This is a genomic window from Nonomuraea sp. NPDC049141 (assembly GCF_040648415.1).
Classification (GTDB): domain Bacteria; phylum Actinomycetota; class Actinomycetes; order Streptosporangiales; family Streptosporangiaceae; genus Nonomuraea.
Genome location: NZ_JBEZDR010000011.1, coordinates 13,803 through 28,782 on the forward strand (window position 1 = coordinate 13,803; position 14,980 = coordinate 28,782).

The 14,980-nt window shown below is 69.6% G+C and carries 17 protein-coding genes and 3 pseudogenes; 11 read left to right on the top strand and 9 right to left on the bottom strand.

Features of this window, described 5'->3' with window-relative positions; genetic code table 11:
• The first annotated feature begins 1 nt into the window (after position 1).
• From AB0B91_RS31190 to AB0B91_RS31200, 3 genes and pseudogenes are all read left to right on the top strand, one after another.
• Positions 2-1,738 carry an iron ABC transporter permease gene (locus tag AB0B91_RS31190; protein WP_358327115.1) on the top strand — a complete coding sequence of 579 codons (1,737 nt, stop codon included), beginning with the start codon at positions 2-4 and terminating at the stop codon, positions 1,736-1,738.
• Positions 1,739-1,811: 73 nt separating this feature from the next.
• A pseudogene (locus tag AB0B91_RS31195) lies at positions 1,812-1,922 on the top strand (phosphotransferase family protein); the annotation flags it as partial.
• Between the two features lie 35 nt (positions 1,923-1,957).
• A pseudogene (locus AB0B91_RS31200) lies at positions 1,958-2,257 on the top strand (phosphotransferase); the annotation flags it as partial.
• Between the two features lie 28 nt (positions 2,258-2,285).
• On the opposite strand, the gene AB0B91_RS31205 reads toward AB0B91_RS31200, so the two are convergent.
• Complete coding sequence (locus tag AB0B91_RS31205; protein WP_358327117.1) at positions 2,286-3,131, bottom strand: sugar phosphate isomerase/epimerase family protein; 846 nt, start codon at positions 3,129-3,131, stop codon at positions 2,286-2,288.
• 343 nt (positions 3,132-3,474) lie between these two features.
• Here AB0B91_RS31205 and AB0B91_RS31210 point away from each other — a divergent pair, with 343 nt between their 5' ends.
• Positions 3,475-3,771, top strand: a complete 297-nt coding sequence (locus AB0B91_RS31210) for a hypothetical protein (RefSeq protein WP_358327119.1) — start codon at positions 3,475-3,477, stop codon at positions 3,769-3,771.
• A 446-nt stretch (positions 3,772-4,217) separates the two neighbouring features.
• Positions 4,218-4,745 carry a recombinase family protein gene (locus AB0B91_RS31215; RefSeq protein ID WP_358327121.1) on the top strand — a complete coding sequence of 176 codons (528 nt, stop codon included), beginning with the start codon at positions 4,218-4,220 and terminating at the stop codon, positions 4,743-4,745.
• Positions 4,746-4,855: 110 nt separating this feature from the next.
• On the opposite strand, the gene AB0B91_RS31220 is transcribed toward AB0B91_RS31215, so the two are convergent.
• Positions 4,856-5,269, bottom strand: a complete 414-nt coding sequence (locus AB0B91_RS31220; RefSeq protein WP_358327123.1) for a MarR family winged helix-turn-helix transcriptional regulator — start codon at positions 5,267-5,269, stop codon at positions 4,856-4,858.
• Positions 5,270-5,382: 113 nt separating this feature from the next.
• Here AB0B91_RS31220 and AB0B91_RS31225 point away from each other — a divergent pair, with 113 nt between their 5' ends.
• Positions 5,383-6,312, top strand: a complete 930-nt coding sequence (locus AB0B91_RS31225; protein WP_358327125.1) for an alpha/beta hydrolase — start codon at positions 5,383-5,385, stop codon at positions 6,310-6,312.
• 181 nt (positions 6,313-6,493) lie between these two features.
• Here AB0B91_RS31225 and AB0B91_RS31230 read toward each other — a convergent pair whose 3' ends face one another.
• Positions 6,494-6,655, bottom strand: coding sequence for a hypothetical protein (locus AB0B91_RS31230; RefSeq protein WP_358327127.1), 162 nt, complete (start codon positions 6,653-6,655; stop codon positions 6,494-6,496).
• Between the two features lie 331 nt (positions 6,656-6,986).
• On the opposite strand from AB0B91_RS31230, the gene AB0B91_RS31235 reads away from it, so the two are divergent.
• Positions 6,987-7,739, top strand: a complete 753-nt coding sequence (locus AB0B91_RS31235) for a DUF6461 domain-containing protein (protein WP_358327129.1) — start codon at positions 6,987-6,989, stop codon at positions 7,737-7,739.
• 271 nt (positions 7,740-8,010) lie between these two features.
• On the top strand, positions 8,011-8,244 hold the full coding sequence (locus AB0B91_RS31240; RefSeq protein ID WP_358327131.1) for a Tn3 family transposase: 234 nt from the start codon (positions 8,011-8,013) through the stop codon (positions 8,242-8,244).
• 172 nt (positions 8,245-8,416) lie between these two features.
• On the opposite strand, the gene AB0B91_RS31245 is transcribed toward AB0B91_RS31240, so the two are convergent.
• Positions 8,417-9,214 carry a maleylpyruvate isomerase family mycothiol-dependent enzyme gene (locus AB0B91_RS31245; RefSeq protein ID WP_358327133.1) on the bottom strand — a complete coding sequence of 266 codons (798 nt, stop codon included), beginning with the start codon at positions 9,212-9,214 and terminating at the stop codon, positions 8,417-8,419.
• Between the two features lie 221 nt (positions 9,215-9,435).
• A pseudogene (locus AB0B91_RS31250) lies at positions 9,436-10,062 on the bottom strand (Tn3 family transposase); the annotation flags it as partial.
• A gap of 57 nt (positions 10,063-10,119) precedes the next feature.
• Between AB0B91_RS31250 and AB0B91_RS31255 the strand changes: the two are divergent.
• The 3 genes from AB0B91_RS31255 to AB0B91_RS31265 are packed head-to-tail and all read left to right on the top strand — an operon-like array spanning position 10,120 to position 11,066.
• Positions 10,120-10,341: a Tn3 family transposase gene (locus AB0B91_RS31255; RefSeq protein ID WP_358327135.1), complete on the top strand. Its 222-nt coding sequence runs from the start codon at positions 10,120-10,122 to the stop codon at positions 10,339-10,341.
• Positions 10,342-10,391: 50 nt separating this feature from the next.
• Positions 10,392-10,517 (top strand): hypothetical protein, encoded by a 126-nt coding sequence (locus AB0B91_RS31260; protein ID WP_358327137.1) that lies wholly within the window; start codon positions 10,392-10,394, stop codon positions 10,515-10,517.
• A 27-nt stretch (positions 10,518-10,544) separates the two neighbouring features.
• Complete coding sequence (locus tag AB0B91_RS31265; RefSeq protein ID WP_358327139.1) at positions 10,545-11,066, top strand: hypothetical protein; 522 nt, start codon at positions 10,545-10,547, stop codon at positions 11,064-11,066.
• A 29-nt stretch (positions 11,067-11,095) separates the two neighbouring features.
• Here the strand turns inward: AB0B91_RS31265 and AB0B91_RS31270 are convergent, their stop codons facing one another.
• Genes AB0B91_RS31270 through AB0B91_RS31285 form a run of 4 tightly spaced genes read right to left on the bottom strand, consistent with a single transcriptional unit; the run spans position 11,096 to position 14,978 of the window.
• On the bottom strand, positions 11,096-11,785 hold the full coding sequence (locus AB0B91_RS31270; protein WP_358327141.1) for a TetR/AcrR family transcriptional regulator C-terminal domain-containing protein: 690 nt from the start codon (positions 11,783-11,785) through the stop codon (positions 11,096-11,098).
• 48 nt (positions 11,786-11,833) lie between these two features.
• A complete protein-coding gene (locus tag AB0B91_RS31275) occupies positions 11,834-13,093 on the bottom strand; it encodes an MmgE/PrpD family protein (RefSeq protein WP_358327143.1) in 1,260 nt (419 codons plus the stop codon).
• Complete coding sequence (locus tag AB0B91_RS31280; protein ID WP_358327145.1) at positions 13,090-14,133, bottom strand: LLM class flavin-dependent oxidoreductase; 1,044 nt, start codon at positions 14,131-14,133, stop codon at positions 13,090-13,092. The genes AB0B91_RS31275 and AB0B91_RS31280 overlap by 4 nt, the downstream gene beginning before the upstream one ends.
• Positions 14,130-14,978: an alpha/beta fold hydrolase gene (locus AB0B91_RS31285; RefSeq protein ID WP_358327147.1), complete on the bottom strand. Its 849-nt coding sequence runs from the start codon at positions 14,976-14,978 to the stop codon at positions 14,130-14,132. The genes AB0B91_RS31280 and AB0B91_RS31285 overlap by 4 nt, the downstream gene beginning before the upstream one ends.
• Positions 14,979-14,980: the final 2 nt, after the last annotated feature.

The window sequence follows — 14,980 nt, forward strand, 5'->3', positions numbered from 1 at the left end:
CGTGGCCGCCCCCGTTGCCCCTCCCGTCGCGACGGCTGTGCCCGCCACCATGCCACCGGCGCGCACCACGGCCCTGGCCCGCGCGCGGCGGCTGCTGCCGTGGCTGGGCGCGCTCACCTTCCTGGCCGTCATCGGCTACCTCGTCCTCGCGCCCCTGATCGGCCTGCAGTGGCTGGCGTTCGAGGACGGCGGCCGTGGCTACGCCGCCGCCTTCGACGACCCGCAGATCGGCGTCACCCTGCGCACCACCGTGGGGCTGGCGCTGGGCTCGCTGGTCATCGCGCTCGTCCTCGGGACGCTGCTCGCGTGGGCGGCGACCCGGCTCCCGCCCCGCCTGCGCCTGCTGCGCGCGCTGCCGATCCTGCCCATCGTGGTCCCGGCCGTGGCGGCGGTGACCGGCTGGGCGTTCCTGCTGTCGCCCCGGCCGGGCTACCTGAACGCGCTGATGCGCCAGCTGCCCTGGTGGAGCCACCTGGAGGAGGGGCCGGTCGACATCTACTCGCTGCCCTGGATCGTGATCATCACCGGTTTCGGGCTGACGGCGTTCGTCTACCTGTTCGTCAGCTCGGGCTTCGCCGGAATCAACTCCGAGCTAATCGAAGCGGCGCAGGTCAGCGGGTCGTCGGCCACCGGGGTGTTCTTCCGGGTGACGCTGCCGCTGCTGCGGCCGGTGCTGGTGTACGGCGGGTTCGTGGCGCTGCTGCTGGGGCTCGGCCAGTTCACCGGGCCGCTGCTGCTCGGCCGTACCACCGGCATCAACGTGCTGACCACCGACATGTACGTCGCGGTGTCGCAGAGCCCCGTGGACTTCGGCAAGGCCGCGGCGATCGGGTCGCCGCTGCTGCTCGTCGGCATCGCGGTCGTCCTGTGCCAGAAGGTGATGCTCGGCGATCACAGCCGTTTCGTCACCCACGGCGGCAAGGGGTTCAAGGGCGGCGGGCGGCCGTCGCGGCTCGCGGTCGTGGCCATCGTCCTGTACGGCCTGATCGCCATGGGGCTGCCGCTGGGCGCACTCGCGATCGTGTCGCTGTCGTCCTTCTGGAGCGGCACGATCGACGTGAGCGGGTTCACCCTGGACAACTTCCGGCGCGTCTTCGCCGAGTCCGGCATCACCGACGCCATCGTCAACAGCCTCACCATCTCCGTCATCTCGGTCGCCATCGCGCTGCCCGTGGGCTTCATCGCCGCGACGCTGCTGCTCAAGGGGCGACGATTCCGGGCCGTCCGGACGGCCGTGGACTTCATCGTGGCCATGCCGCTCGGGATCCCGGCCGTGGTGTTCGGGGCGGGATTCCTGCTGACGTACAGCCGCGAGCCGTTCATCCTGTACGGCACGCACGAGGTGATCGTGCTGGTGTACGTCACGCTGATGCTGCCCTTCACCACCCGGATGCAGTTGTCCGGGATGGTGGCGCTCGGCGACACCTACCAGGAGGCGTCCCGCACCAGCGGAGCCGGCCCGCTGCGGACGAACGCCGAGATCGTGCTGCCGCTGATGCGGCCCACGCTGGCGGGCGCGGCGGCGCTCATCTTCGTGCTGCTCACCCACGAGTTCACCGCGTCGCTGCTGGTGCGGGCACCCACGACGCAGGTGATGGGGACGATCCTGTTCGACTACTGGTCCAACGGGTCGTATCCGACGGTCGCGGCCATCGCCCTGGTCATGACGCTGGTGACGTCGGCCGGTGTCTTCGCGGCCATGGCCGCCGCCGGCCCCGACGTCTTCGACAAGCTCTGACCGTCTCGGCTCCGGGAAGGAGACGACCGTGCCCCACACGTTCGACATCAGCGACGAGGTCGCGGGGGTGGACATGGCCGCGCTGGGGCCGACCGGCATCCCGGTGGCGGGCGCGGTGCGGGACTGCGCGGACCCGGACGTGCTGGGCGTCCCGTTCACCGTCATGTCGTACGTGGACGGCACCGTGCTGCGCGACGGCGACGACGCGTCCGCGCTGGAGCCCGCGGTCGCGCGGCGATGTGCCGAGACCCTGGTGACACGCTGGTCCACCTGCACGCGCTGGACCTCGTACAGGTGGGGCTGCGCGACTTCGGCCGGCCCACCGGTTACCTGGAGCGGCAGCTTCGGCTGTGGCGCAGGCAGTGGGACCGCGTCGCCACCCGCGACCTGCCCGACCTGGACACCCTCCACCGTCGGCTGGACCGCGCCCTCGACGCGGGCGTCGGCGGCGGGTTCGGCCGGACGACGCTGCCGCCGGTCAGGGCCTCGATCGTGCACGGCGACTGCTGCGGGTGGTGACCGCGTGCCACGGCGCCGGCGTCGGTGATCAGGCCGGGTCTCCCGCTGATCGGTCCTGATGAAACAGCCGGGGCCAGATGTCCCTCGCCGCGACCGCTGCCGCACGGCCCTGTTCGACCGGTTCCAGGTCGCGGAACCGATCGGACAAGACCTCAACACTGACCGGCCCGTCGAACCCGATCCGCTCCAGCACCGCGACGAACGTCGTGAGGTCGAAGGCGCCCTGCCCGGGCAGTACCCGACGATGGCGGCTCTCGAATACGGGATCGCTGCCAACTGCCTCGGGCGCGTCGTCGATCTGCACGTAGGCGACCTGGTCGGCTGTGAGACCTTCCAGGTCGTCCCAGGAATTCGGGCCCCGGAAGAACATCCAGGAGTCGACGAGCATGCCGCACCGCAGCCAGCCCACCGCCGCGCACAGCTCCCGGGCCTGGGCGAGGGTGGCCAGCCCTGTATACGGCAGGAACTCCAGCGCCAGCCGCACGCCGACCTCGCCGAGCAGATCGGCACAGTGCGCCAGCAACTCCCGGGTTCCGTCCGCGGCCGGGTCGGTGTCGACCGCGGTGACACAGATCCTCGCGCCGACGGCCCGCGCGCGGTCCGCGAGCGTCCGCGCTGCGGCGACGGTGGCGGCTGGTTCCCCGATCCGCAGGACACCGACGTCGGAGCATTCGAGCCCGTAGCGGGACAGGAGCGCGGCGAGCCGATCATGGTCGTAGCCGCCGACGGTGAATCCATCGACGCTGACGTGGCCGTGGCCCGCCTCGGCCACCCCAGCCAGTATCCGCTCCAGCTTGACCAGGACGGTGGGCTCGCCGCCCGCCCGATCGGGCATCCGCAGGCAGTTCACAGTCGGGAACGTCAGGTAAGGCACGGGATCACTTCGCCGAGGGCCGGACGAGCAAGCTCAGATGACATCGAGAAGGGCCTGCGTGTTGGCGGCGGTGGTCAACGTGTGGCCGCGAGCCCGCCACGGGGCACCTGACACTGTGAGAGGGGCCCATATGCCGCTCCTATGCCTGACCTCAGTTCAGTTCAGTTAGGCGATCCTAGCGCCGCGTTCACGGCCCGGCAATGATCTGACGCGGCCGATCGATGCACGCCATCCCACCATCGAACATGGGCCACGGCCTGACCGAGCAGTGCCGGCCCGACGTGGTGTTCTCGACGCCGTTGTGTCGGCCTGCCGGCGTTCTCTGTCGCCAGGTGGGCGACTGGTGATCACGGTCGTCCACCCAGTGATCACTTCCCATGATGCTCTCCGGACCACGAACGAGGCGCGCACTAACTGGGTCGTCGACGACGACTACTTCCACACCGGCGCACGCCAGCGCAACTGGATGGGTAACACCGTCACCTGGTATCACCGGACCATCGAGGACTACGTCACCGCCCTGACACAGGCCGGCTTTGCATCACCTCGCTACACGAATGCGCCACTCGCCACGATCGCTTTGACGGCGACACGGCCGAATTCGCACGTCGCCAGCGCGGCCCCCTGTTCCTCCTCCTGACTGGCTCACGACCATGAACGGCATCATTCCATGATCACGCGCCAGGTGGTTTGCGACATTCCGCCCGGCACGCCATGTTCCCTGAGACAAACGGACTTCCCGGCGTCTCAATCAAGTTGGCGTCCCGCAGGTCAGAGCCTCGCCCGCACGCCAAGTTCAGCGAGACAGGACAGCTCCCAACGTGACCCCAGCCGCCAGGTAGCCGATCCGCCGGTCTTCGGTCTGTCCGTGGGGTGTCGGAATTAGAAGGTTTGACGACACACCCATGCGAAGGCCGCCGAGGGGACCAAGAGAAATCGGACAGAAGGGAATGAAACACCCCGCCGGGCAATTCGATCCGGGTGCTGATTGACGACAGGATTCCCGACAGATAGATAGAACGGGGCTCCGCACTACCGAGGAGCGCCGGTGCGGATCGTTTAGCGACCACCTCCAAGATTCCCGCCTTGGAGCGGCCCGCGTTCGCCAGGGTCGCCGCCGCGGCGCACCCGGGCGACACCCTCACCGTCTCAGAGCTGTTCCGGCTCCGCCGCGACCTGATGGACATCCACGCCGTCCGGGACTGGTGCCAGGCCCGCGGCGTCGTGCTGCGAGTCCTGTCGGGGCCGCTGTCCAACTTCCACGACCTGGCCGCCGACGACGCCACCACCGCCCTGATCATCAACGTGATCACCGCCGTCGGGCAGTTCCAGCGCGACCTGCAAAACGAACTGACCGCCGAAGGGATCGCCGCGGCCGAAGCCGAAGGCCGCTACCGCGGCCGGCCACCCGCACTCGCCGGAGATCAGCTTGAGGAAGTGCGGGCGGCGTTCCGTGACGAGGGCGCCTCGATCGCGGGTCTCGCGCGTGAGCACGGGGTGAGCCGAGTCGCCGTGCGCACCGCACTGGCCGATCTGCTGCCGACCCGAGGATCCCGCCCCCTCAGTCCTGATCGAGGGATGGGCCACCCGCATCCGAACGGTGGACGGCGGTAACTCCGCCCGAACCGGGGCTCGCTATCGCCGTTGGCCGTTCGGTTGTTGGTCAAGGGCCGCGTCATACGGTGTGGACCTTGGCCGAAGGGCCGGCCGTCCAAGGTGGCGGCTCACTGCTGATGCCGAAGAAGTTTCTCCAAGAGTCGCTGGAGCTCGTCGCGCTCTTGCGCTTCGAGTCTCGCGAGCCACTGCTCGAAGTTGTCGGACAGGGTCGCCAGTGCGCGATCGAGTGCCTTTTTGCCGTCCGGAGTCACCACGAGGCGGTGGCGGCGTAGGTCGCCCTCGTCGATCTGGCGTTGAACGAAGCCCTTGGCCACAAGGTTGCGTAGGTACACCGTCACGCTCGCCTTGGGCATCATCAGTCGGGCGGCGAGTTCGGCCGGGTAGCGACATTCGTCGACCTCGCCGAGCACGAAGAACTCCTTGGTGTCCAGGCCCAGCTCGTCGAGCTGCTCGCTGCAGCTGTTCATGACCGCGGTCAGCAGCCGGTGGTTGAGCCCCCAGATCCGCGCGGCGGTATTCACCTCGCAGGCGCTCCTTCCCCAGATCGTACAATCCCTGATATAGTTTATTTTCGTACAACATCGGTAACTATACTAGCACTGTTTCCGTACTAGGATACAACAGGAACGGGATCATGGCTTCCATCCAGACCGCATCCATCTCCCGCGGCAGCTTCGAGCTCGCCGGGAACCTCCATCTCCCCGAGGGCTTCGACACAGGCCGGAAGCACCCGGCCGTGATCATCGCCACGCCGGGCAGCAGCGTGAAGGAGCAGATCGGCGCCAACTACGCCCGCGCCCTGGCACAGAAAGGCTTCGTCGCTCTCGCGTTCGACCCCGCCTTCCAGGGCCAGAGCGGCGGGGAGCCCCGGGACCTGGAGGATCCCGCCGAACGGGTGGCCGATCTTCGCTACGCCGTGGACTTCCTCACTGCGCTGGACCGCGTGGATGCGGAGCGCATCGGGGTCTTGGGCATCTGCGCCGGCGGCGGCTACGCCGTCAATGCCGCGATGACCGAGCACCGCATCAAGGCGGTCGGCACCGTGGTCCCGGTCAATATCGGCCGTGCCTTCCGAGCGGCCATGACAGCCTCCGGCTCTGTCGCGGGCCTGCTCAAGGACGTGGCTCGGCAGGCCACCGCCGAAGCGCGCGGCGGACAGTCGGTCCGGCACCCGTGGATCCCCGACACCGTGCGGGACGCGGAATCCGCCGGCGTCACCGACATCGACGTGCTCCAGGCCGTGACCTACTATCGGACCCCGCGCGGCCGCCACGAACACTCGACCAACCGCCGCCACTACCGTAGCGACGCGCTGATCCTGGGCTTCGACGCGTTCCACCTCGCCGACGAGTTGCTGACCCAGCCCGTCCAGGTCATCGTCGCCGGCGAGGGCGGGTCAACCGGCTCTCTTGAAGACGGTCGGCAACTGACCCATCTGGCACGTGAGGCGGAGGACATCCTCGTCATCGAGGGCGCACGCCACTACGAGATGTACGACGAGCCCGAATACATCGCGCAGGTGGTTGAGCGTCTGGACAAGTTCTTCGACAAGCATCTGGGCTGAGCCCGAAGCCGAAGGGGCGTTCTGGCTCCGTACTTCGCGGGTCGTGACGCCGCAACTAGAAGGCATTTGACCGGACACGCGCTGGCCTGACGTGCGTGGCGCGGCCGGCCGCGCGCGGGCAGTGCGGGACGCCATGATCAAGCGGCCAGGACGACGGCGACCAAGAACCTGCCGCTGATGGTCAGGCCGCGAGGCCCAGGTCGAGGCGGCGGCCCATGTCGATGTACAGGTTGGCGTTGGACCAGAACAGCGGCGACAGGCCGCGCTTGTCGGCGTCGGTCAGGCGCTGCTGCCAGGCGGGGTCCTTGAGGACGGACTGGATGAGCAGGTCGGTGAAGATCACCCGCTGATGCGGGACGGCCTGCTTGATGGTGCGTGCGTACTCCGGCCTCGGGGATCAACGGGACAGCCGTTAGCGCTAAGCTTCACCCCCGGCTGAGCTGCTGTCACTCCGGGGAGCCCGGCCACCGGGCAGGACGAACGGCATATTGGCGGTAGCCGACGTTGGTACTGGTGGAGTCACCTATTCGACTATCGCGAGTTCTCGATGCCGAGGGCCGTGGTAGTGGCTTTCCGTGATGTCGGCGGCAACAAGCCCGGCTCTCGGACAGCAGGTTCGCGCGGAAGGGCGAAGTAGGCCTGACTATGTCGGTAGGGCCTGCCAAGATCTCGCCATGACAATCGATGCACTGACGCCGTTCCGCTGGCTGCAACCGCCGTACGGCGATCGGGGCGACCTGCTCGGCGAGATCTATTGCGTGACCTTGGTGCGTGGGCTCGACCCGGCCGAGGTGCTGCGCCGGTTCGGCGCCCGCACGAGCACGGAGATGAGCTTCGCCGAGCTGGGGCTGGCGGTCTCCGACTTCACGGTGGCGACCGACGGCGGTGACGGCGGTGGCTATGTCGGAGTGGTCGCCACCGGCGACGGGTGCGCGGCGGTGGAGCCGTACGGCTGGTCGGGGACGGACGACCCGACACTGGCGCGGCTGTCGGTCGGCACCGACGTGGTGTCCGTCTTACGGCATAACTACGCCTGCAACTATTTCCACTACGCCGCAGACGGCATGGTGATCACGGCTTTCGACCCGACTTTTCCCGAGCGTCGCTCTGGTGCCGACACCGACCGGCTTGCCGGCCTCATGCGCGAGTTCGGCCTGCCTTTGGAGGAGGGCTCGGACGAGGACTGGGACCAGCGCTACGACGGCTTGTCCGAGCACGGCCTCGCGCGGATGTTCGCGATGGCGGCCCGTCTCACCGGTGTGACGTTCACCGCCGACCTGCTGGACGGACCACTCCTGGTGGGCGCGATCGCCGACCTGCCACCGTCACAAGAGCCTCAGCCCGGGAAGAGCCTCGGTGTTTTACTCGAGCAGCTGAAAGCGGTAAGCGGCCCTGAGTCTGATCACGGCGCCGCTTACCCCCCATGAGCCTCCGGTACTGACTGGTTGGACCAGTGGTACAGCCGTTGGCGCTAAGCACTTGATCTTGGTCGTGTAGCACGGGCGATCGGGCTATTGCGGGGGTTTTCCGGAAGCTCTTCGATCGCTGGCGGGGGCTGGCTACCGTCCGCCGCATGCCGGTGGAATTTCTGACTGATGAGCAGGCTGAGGCGTACGGGAAGCTCGCCGAGGTGCCGACGAGGCCCGAGCTGGAGCGGTTCTTCTTCCTCGATGACGAGGAGGCCTGGTCCTGAACGCCGTGGTGCTCTGGACGACCCGCTACATCGACGCCGCCGTCGTCCAGCTTCGCACGGAGGGTCATGAGATCCGTGACGGGGACGTGGCCCGGCTGTCCCCGCTCAAGCACAAGAACCTCAACGTCCTGGGCCGCTACAGCTTCACCCCCACTCAGCCGGCGGCCGGCACCCTGCGCCCGCTGCGCGACCCGGACGCGGCGGGACTCGATGACGACGAGGACGGCGGTGAGAACTGACGGCGTCAGGTGCCGACCAGGCGCACCGATCAGCTTGTGAGCCGCCGCCTTGGTCAGCCGCTTCGCAGCCGTGACAGTCTGCTCCCCCGCGGCCCCGAGGCCACCACGGCGTGGTTGTAGCCGTTGGCGGGAGGCATGCCCCGGGGCGTACGAGGTGGCGCATCGTCACGTCCTACTCATCCGGGTCCCAGGCGCTGAGCTGCTCGAAGAGACGTCGGTCGCCGTCGAGCTTCAGGGAGTTGATCGGGATACGGTCGTGCAGGATGAGGACCAGCTCGTTGGCCGTGCCCCGAGCGGAGAAGAAGGCGGCGGCCGCGTCCGGGTCCTGGCCGGCAGCGGTGGTCAGCATGGTGCCGGGCCCGGGGAGGCGGGCGGTCCGTGCGCCGTCGGCGGAGAGCGAGAGGCGCCAGGAGCGGCCCTCGGAGGCGTGGAAGTCGAGGGCAGCGGGCTTGTGCGGCCAGGCACTTGTCGTTGCGACGCAGGTGGACAGGAACTCGTCGACACCGTCGAGCGCCACCTCGTCCGGCAGCGGCTGCGGGGCACCTACGGTGATCTGGGCGTCGTACGTGTGCACCGCCATCTGCTGGAGCTGGTGCCGAGCTACGGCACCGGAGGTCTGCGGCGACTGCGACGTCCCCCACCACGTCCAGCAACCGCGATCCGGGCCGGCCTTCCGCAATGCGTCCAGCAGTTGCTCCGTGGACTCCGCCAACCAGGCCAGCAGGGCCTCGCGCTCCCGAGGCGCAGCCGGGGCGCCCTCCGCTGCGGACTTGGCCGGAGCAGGCCCTGCGGCGACGGTGGCGGCCCAGTCGCGGCGCCCCTCGCCGATGTGCTGCGCCAGATCGAACAGCGTCCACTCGGGGCAGGTCGGCACCTGTACGTCGAGGCTGGGCGCGGAGGCGACCGCAGCGCGAAAGGCAGTCGACCGTTCGTCGATCAGTCGCAGCAGAACGGGGAACTCGAGCGTCATTGTCACCCTGAATCTCTATCACTGCGTTCCGACACATCGGACATCGAGGTTCACAGCCGCCATCGCGGGCGGACCCTCACCACCACGGAGAAAAGAGCGCCGACAGCGCACAGGAGGCCTGCTGCGGTACCACCGCCTGCTGCACCCCGGACGAGGAAGCCCTCGACCCGGCCCAGAGCCCGGCCGAGGCGAAGGCCGCCGCCGGCCGGGGTGGAGCCGCGGAAGCTGTAGCGGCCCAGCACGTTCAGGTTGGCGTGCCGCAGCGGGGAGAGCCGGGCCACGTCCTCGTCCAGCGCCTGGTGCTCGCGCTGGTCGGCGGGCAGGGCCCGCAGCTCGGCGACGGCGGCGTCCAGGTAGCGGGTGGTCCACAGCACCGCGGCGTTCAGCACCAGGCCGAGCGCGCCGAGCTGGTCCTCCTGCCCTGTCCGGTAGGCCTGCATGATCTGCCCACGCTTGCCGTGGCAGATGTCGCGGGCGAGCTTGTGCCTGGACTCCTGGACGGTGAGCTGACGGTAGGTGTCGTCCACCGGGTCGACCACCCGCAGCATGTCCGGCCAGTGCGTGACCACCTTGCCCAGGTTGACCCGGGTACGGGCCAGCGGCCCGTACCCGCCGGTGGCCACCCCGGGCAGCTCGGCCCGCCAGAACCGCTGATCGGCCAGGTCCCGGAAGCGGGGCGAGAAGTTGTAGCCGAGCAGCGAGAACAGCCCGAACACCATGTCGGTGTACGAGGCATTGTCGGTGGCGACCATCTCCGGCCGCGCGCCGGCGTCCAGGTTCAGCAGGGTGTCCAGGATGTGCAGCGAGTCGCGCGGGGTGCCCGGCACGACCATCTGCCCGATCCCGGCGACATCCTGCGGGTGGTGGTGTCGATCTACACCGGCCGGATCCGCGCCTATGACGTGATGAGGATGCTGCAGCGCGACGGCAACCCCACCCCGCTCGGGGACGCGATCGCCGCCTACGGCCGCATTTTCAAGACGCTTCACATCCTCACCTACGCGGTGGAGGAACCGTACCGGCGTGACATCAAGGGCATCCGCAACCTGCAAGAATCCCGCCACGCGTTGGCGGGGAAGATCTTCCACGGCCGTAAGGGCGAGGTATACCAGCGCTGCTACATCTGAGCGCTCTGCGGGAGGCGGGCTGCCTGTTCGCGGAGGAGGATGTCGCCCGCTTGTCGCCGTTCGGCCGCCGGCACATCAACGTGATCGGCACCTACACCTTCGCGCTGCCCGATCTCGGCCCTGCCGGCATGCGGGAGCTGCGCAACCCGGACGAGCCCGAATGGGATGACGACTGAACGCGGCTGTGAGGTCAGGACGCGCCGGTGAATGAACTTGAGGGTGTCATCGGCCACCCCGTCATGGAGACTCAGGTTCCCGGGCCCGGGATGGAGGGTCTGCTCGTCGTCGGGCCGGATGGGAAATCGGCGTTCAACCGGCTCAAGAAGCCCGCCCAGCGGGCCACCTGGTCGCGGCTGCGGGATCAGGTGGCGTGGCTGGATCAGGTGGCGTGGCTGGATCAGGTGGACGTGCTCGGCGACACCGACGCGTGGCTGGACGGTATCGCGCCGTCGAAGATCGTCGGTGATCAGGGCGAACCAGCGTTCCACCTGTATTCAGCCAGGAGGCGCCGGCTCGGCGTCACCGTCCGCGCCATCAATGGCGCGTTTCTCGTTCATCGTGCTCTGCTCCGAGTCTGGTCTGCCGCCCAACTGGCGGCGCGGCCAAAGGGCAAGTGGCAGGCGCGGCCGCCGTTCTCGGGCCGCGCCTTCACCCGAGACCAGGCGCGGGGCTGGGGGCAGGAACGGCGAGCAACGACCGAGAGCGGAAGGGGGCGGCCGGGCTGATCCAACCGGTTTCGGTGGTGTATCGCCTGTCAGGCCGACGTCTTCTGGGCTTCCGCGGCCAGGACCGAAGTGATGAACGATTCCACCGCATAGTCGAACTGGTCGTCGGCCGGGAGGTCCACGAGGTGGTCGGCGATGGCGACGACGCTGGGGAACTTGTCGGCGGGCAGTGAGGCGTAGAAGTGGGCGCGTTGCCGGCGCAGCTCGGCTCTGTCGGTACGGTCCGCGTGGCCCCATGGGCGGGGGTGCTGGTAGCCCGCGAAGCCCAGCGCGTACGTGATCAGGAAGGAGTAGCAGCGAACGGCGGTCTCCGGCGTCAGGCCCGCCTCCAGGAACCGGACGAGGATGCCCTCCATGCCGCCTTCCATCGAGTGGCTGCTGATGGTGACACGGCTGGTCATCAGCTGGACGATGCTCGGGTGCCTGCGCATCATGTCGAGGAAGCCGGTGGCCGCGGCGCGCAGCACCGCGGCCGCGTCGGTGGGGTCGGCCTCGGGAATGCGGATGCCGCCGAGGACATGGTCGGCCATCGCGTCGAAGATCTCGTCCTTGTTGCGTACGTAGCTGTAGAGGGTCATCGCGCCGACGCCGAGCTCGGCGGCGATCCGGCGGATGGTCAGCTCCTCCAGGCCGATGTCGTCGGCAATCTGCAGCGCGGTCTTGACGATGCTCTCCAGGCTGAGGTCTCGGCTGCCACGCCGTGCACCCCCGCGGGCCATGTCGACTCCTCTGTCTCCAGAATGGTTGTCCGGTACAGGATACGGCAATTAGTACGGGACGATGCGGCGTACGACATTCACAAGAGGTAGGTCGTCCAAAGCCAGGCATCGCTCGATGGCGGCGCCGCCGAGGTGGCGGCGGGACTTGGCGATGACGGCGTCGGCGGTGGGTGGGGCGGCCTGGTCGCAGGTTCCGCGGACCACGACGGAGCCGGTGTGTACGGTGACGCGGGCGCTCCAGTGGTCCGGGAGGGCGCTGTTGAGGTCGGGGGCGGGCAGCAGGGCGATGTCGGGGACGTCCGGGGGCAGCGGGCCTCGGTAGAAGGTCACGTCGTCGGGCGCGCCGGACAGCAGGGTGCCCACCGCGAAGGCGGCGCTGGCCGCCGCCTCGGTGGGGCCGGGCGGGTTCCGGTCGGCCGTGACGAAGCGCATCAGGGGGTCCGGTAGTTCGATCTCGATGCGCTGGGCTGTGGAGAGCAGTATGTCCATGGCTTGGAGGGCGTCCAGGGCGGCGTGGAGGGGGCGGGCGCAGGGGTAGGCCTTGAAGACGCAGGTCGTCAGGTGAAGGGCGGTTTTGCGGGGATCAGTGGGGGTGGTGCCCAGCGCGGCCGTGGCGGGGGCGTCGAGGAGGGTGAGCGAGCCGGTCGCGCCGGCTCGGGCCAGGTAGGCGGCTTCTACACCGTCGGCGGCGGCGCGACCGGCCAGCAGGTAGTGGCCCAGGCCCAGGGCGTCCGAGCTGAGCAGGCCGCCGAGCCCGGCCGCGGCGATGGCGAGCGCGTGGGCCGTGCGCCGCTCGTCCAGGTCGAGCAGGGACGCGGTGGCCGCCGCCGCGCCGAGCGCCCCGAACAGGGCCGTCGGCCACCAGGACCGTTGGTAGAGGCGGGGGCCGCCGAAGCGCAGCCCGGCCTCGACGACCGTCTCGTACCCGGCCAGCACCGCGTCCACGACCGCCCGGCCGGGCAGCCCCTCCTGCTCGGCCACCGCCAGCGCGGCGGGCACGGTCACCGCGGGCGGCACCAGCGCGGCGGCCGGGTGCAGCGCGTCGAACTCGTCCACGTGGGCCAGGACCGACTCGACGAGCACCGCCGTGCGCAGCGGATGCCGTCCGGGCAGCCCGGTCACCGTCAGCGTGCCGCCACCGCCGGGGACGCCGAGCGCGGGCAGCACGGAGGCCAGCGGGTGCGAGGCGCCGGCCGCGACGCAGCCCAGGGTGTCCAGGACGTGGAGCGAGGTGAGGGACCGGGCCGCCGCGTCCGCGCGCCGTGGCGCCTGTGCGGCCCGGGCGGCCAGGTCGGTCAGGAGCGTCACGTGCCGGCCTGACGGCCGGGCGGTAGGACGTCGTCCTCTCGCAGGGCGGGCAGGACGTCTCGGCCGACCGTCTCGATCAGTTCCTCGGGCAGGTCGTACGAGCCGACGTGCTGCAGGTAGACGCCGTCCACCCCGGCATCGCCGAGTTCGCGCAGCCGCGCATGGATCTCCTGGGCCGTCCCGAACAGGCAGAAGGCCTGGGCGAACGCGACGGCGGCCGCATCGCTGACCCAGCGGGAGCAGATCTCCACGGCCCGGTCCCAATCCTCTGCGTGCACGAGGTCGGGATAGACGCCGTCGATCCGGTCAGGAAGGTCCAGCGTGATACCGGACAGGGCCAGCGCCTTGGCGCCGCCGGTCTGCGCCATCGCGGCGCAGATCGGCTTGAGCTGCCGGGCGGCTCGTTCCACATCGTCGGTCACCGCGCAGAACGCCGAGGCGACCAGCGGGACCGGGCCGCGCCCCGAGGCGCCTTCGCGGACCCGCGCGGACGCGCCGGCCAGGGTCTCCGGGGAGACGCCGCTGAGCAGGATGACCCCGTCGGCGATCTCACCGGCCAGCCGCAGGTTGCGTGGCCCGCTGGCGGCCAAGTACAGCGGCACCGGCAACGGGTCGCGCAACCGGGAGGTCGCCGTACCGAAGTCCCAGCTCTCACCGCCGAGCAGGGCGCGCAGCTGCGCGAACCCCGAGCGGATCTCGGCACCGGTGGACGGGCGCATCCCGATCGGCCCGACGGAGCTGTTGCCGACGCCGAGGCCGAGGGTGAAGCGGCCCGGCGCGAGCTCGGCGACGCTGCGCGCGGCCGAGGCCAGGACGGCGGGATGCCGGGTGGCCAGGTTGGTGACGGCGGTGCCCAGCCCGATGCGCTCGGTGCCGAGCGCGGCGGCGGTCAGGGTGGTGAACACGTCCCGCCACAGCAGTTGCGAGTCGGGGAACCACGCCTGGTCGAAGCCCAGTTCCTCGGCCCTGCGGACCGTCCGGGTCAGGTGATGGGCGGGCACGCAGGGCGGCAGGCGGATGCCGATCTTCGGAGCCGTCATGACTCCCCCAGGAAGGCCAGGTTCAGCTCGTTGAACCGTTCGGCGTGCTCGTGCTGCGGCCAGTGGCCGCACTCGCCGAAGATCTCCAGCCGGGAGCCGGGGATCGCCTCGTTCATCCGGTGCGCCTCCGGGATGTCACCGAAGGGGTTCTGCGCGCCCCACACGATGAGGGTGGGCGCGGTGATGCGGCCCATCTGCTCGGGGGTGAGCAGGTCCTCGGTGCGGTTGTCCATCTCCTGCAGGCACAGCAGGTTGCCGATGGCCTTGACGAACTCGGGCCGGTGGTAGATGGCGTGCCGGACCTGTACCAGCTCTTCGGAGACGTTCGCGGCCGGGTCGTGCATGAGCAGGTGCAGCCGCTCGCGGGTGAGGTCGATGTCGTCGGTCTGCACCGCGGCCCGGGTGCTGGTCTTGATCCTTTCCATCACGGCGGGGTTGGCGACGCTGCCGCCGGGAGCGACCAGGGTGAGGCGGCCCACCCGATCGGGATGGTCGGCGGCCAGTCGCGCGGCGACCCAGCCGCCCAGCGACTCCCCGACGAAATGGGCCCGCTCGATCCCGCGGGCCTCCAGGTAGCCGAGCACGTGCCGGACGTAGCCGGGGATCCGGTACGGCTCATCAGGCCCGTCGGTGTAGCCGTGGCCCATCATGTCGATGGCGTGGCAGGCGTACTTCTCCGCATGCGCCGGGATGTTGCGGACGAACGCCTCCAAATGCCCGCTCGTCCCGTGCAGGAACACCACCGCCTCGCCGTCGCCCGCCTCCAGGGCGCGGGTGCGCAGCCCGTTGACGTCGACGTACCGGACGGCGTAGCCGACACCGGTCAGATCGCTCCAGATGGTCATGA

What these genes read in the sequence shown, in the direction of transcription:
- AB0B91_RS31225 (WP_358327125.1), top strand. Translation starts at nt 5,383, where the DNA reads ATGGCTTCCATCCAGACCGCATCCATCTCCCGCGGCAGCTTCGAGCTC.
- AB0B91_RS31235 (WP_358327129.1), top strand. Translation starts at nt 6,987, where the DNA reads ATGACAATCGATGCACTGACGCCGTTCCGCTGGCTGCAACCGCCGTAC.
- AB0B91_RS31245 (WP_358327133.1), bottom strand. Translation starts at nt 9,214, where the DNA reads ATGACGCTCGAGTTCCCCGTTCTGCTGCGACTGATCGACGAACGGTCG.
- AB0B91_RS31255 (WP_358327135.1), top strand. Translation starts at nt 10,120, where the DNA reads ATGAGGATGCTGCAGCGCGACGGCAACCCCACCCCGCTCGGGGACGCG.
- AB0B91_RS31270 (WP_358327141.1), bottom strand. Translation starts at nt 11,785, where the DNA reads ATGGCCCGCGGGGGTGCACGGCGTGGCAGCCGAGACCTCAGCCTGGAG.
- AB0B91_RS31280 (WP_358327145.1), bottom strand. Translation starts at nt 14,133, where the DNA reads ATGACGGCTCCGAAGATCGGCATCCGCCTGCCGCCCTGCGTGCCCGCC.
- AB0B91_RS31285 (WP_358327147.1), bottom strand. Translation starts at nt 14,978, where the DNA reads ATGACCATCTGGAGCGATCTGACCGGTGTCGGCTACGCCGTCCGGTAC.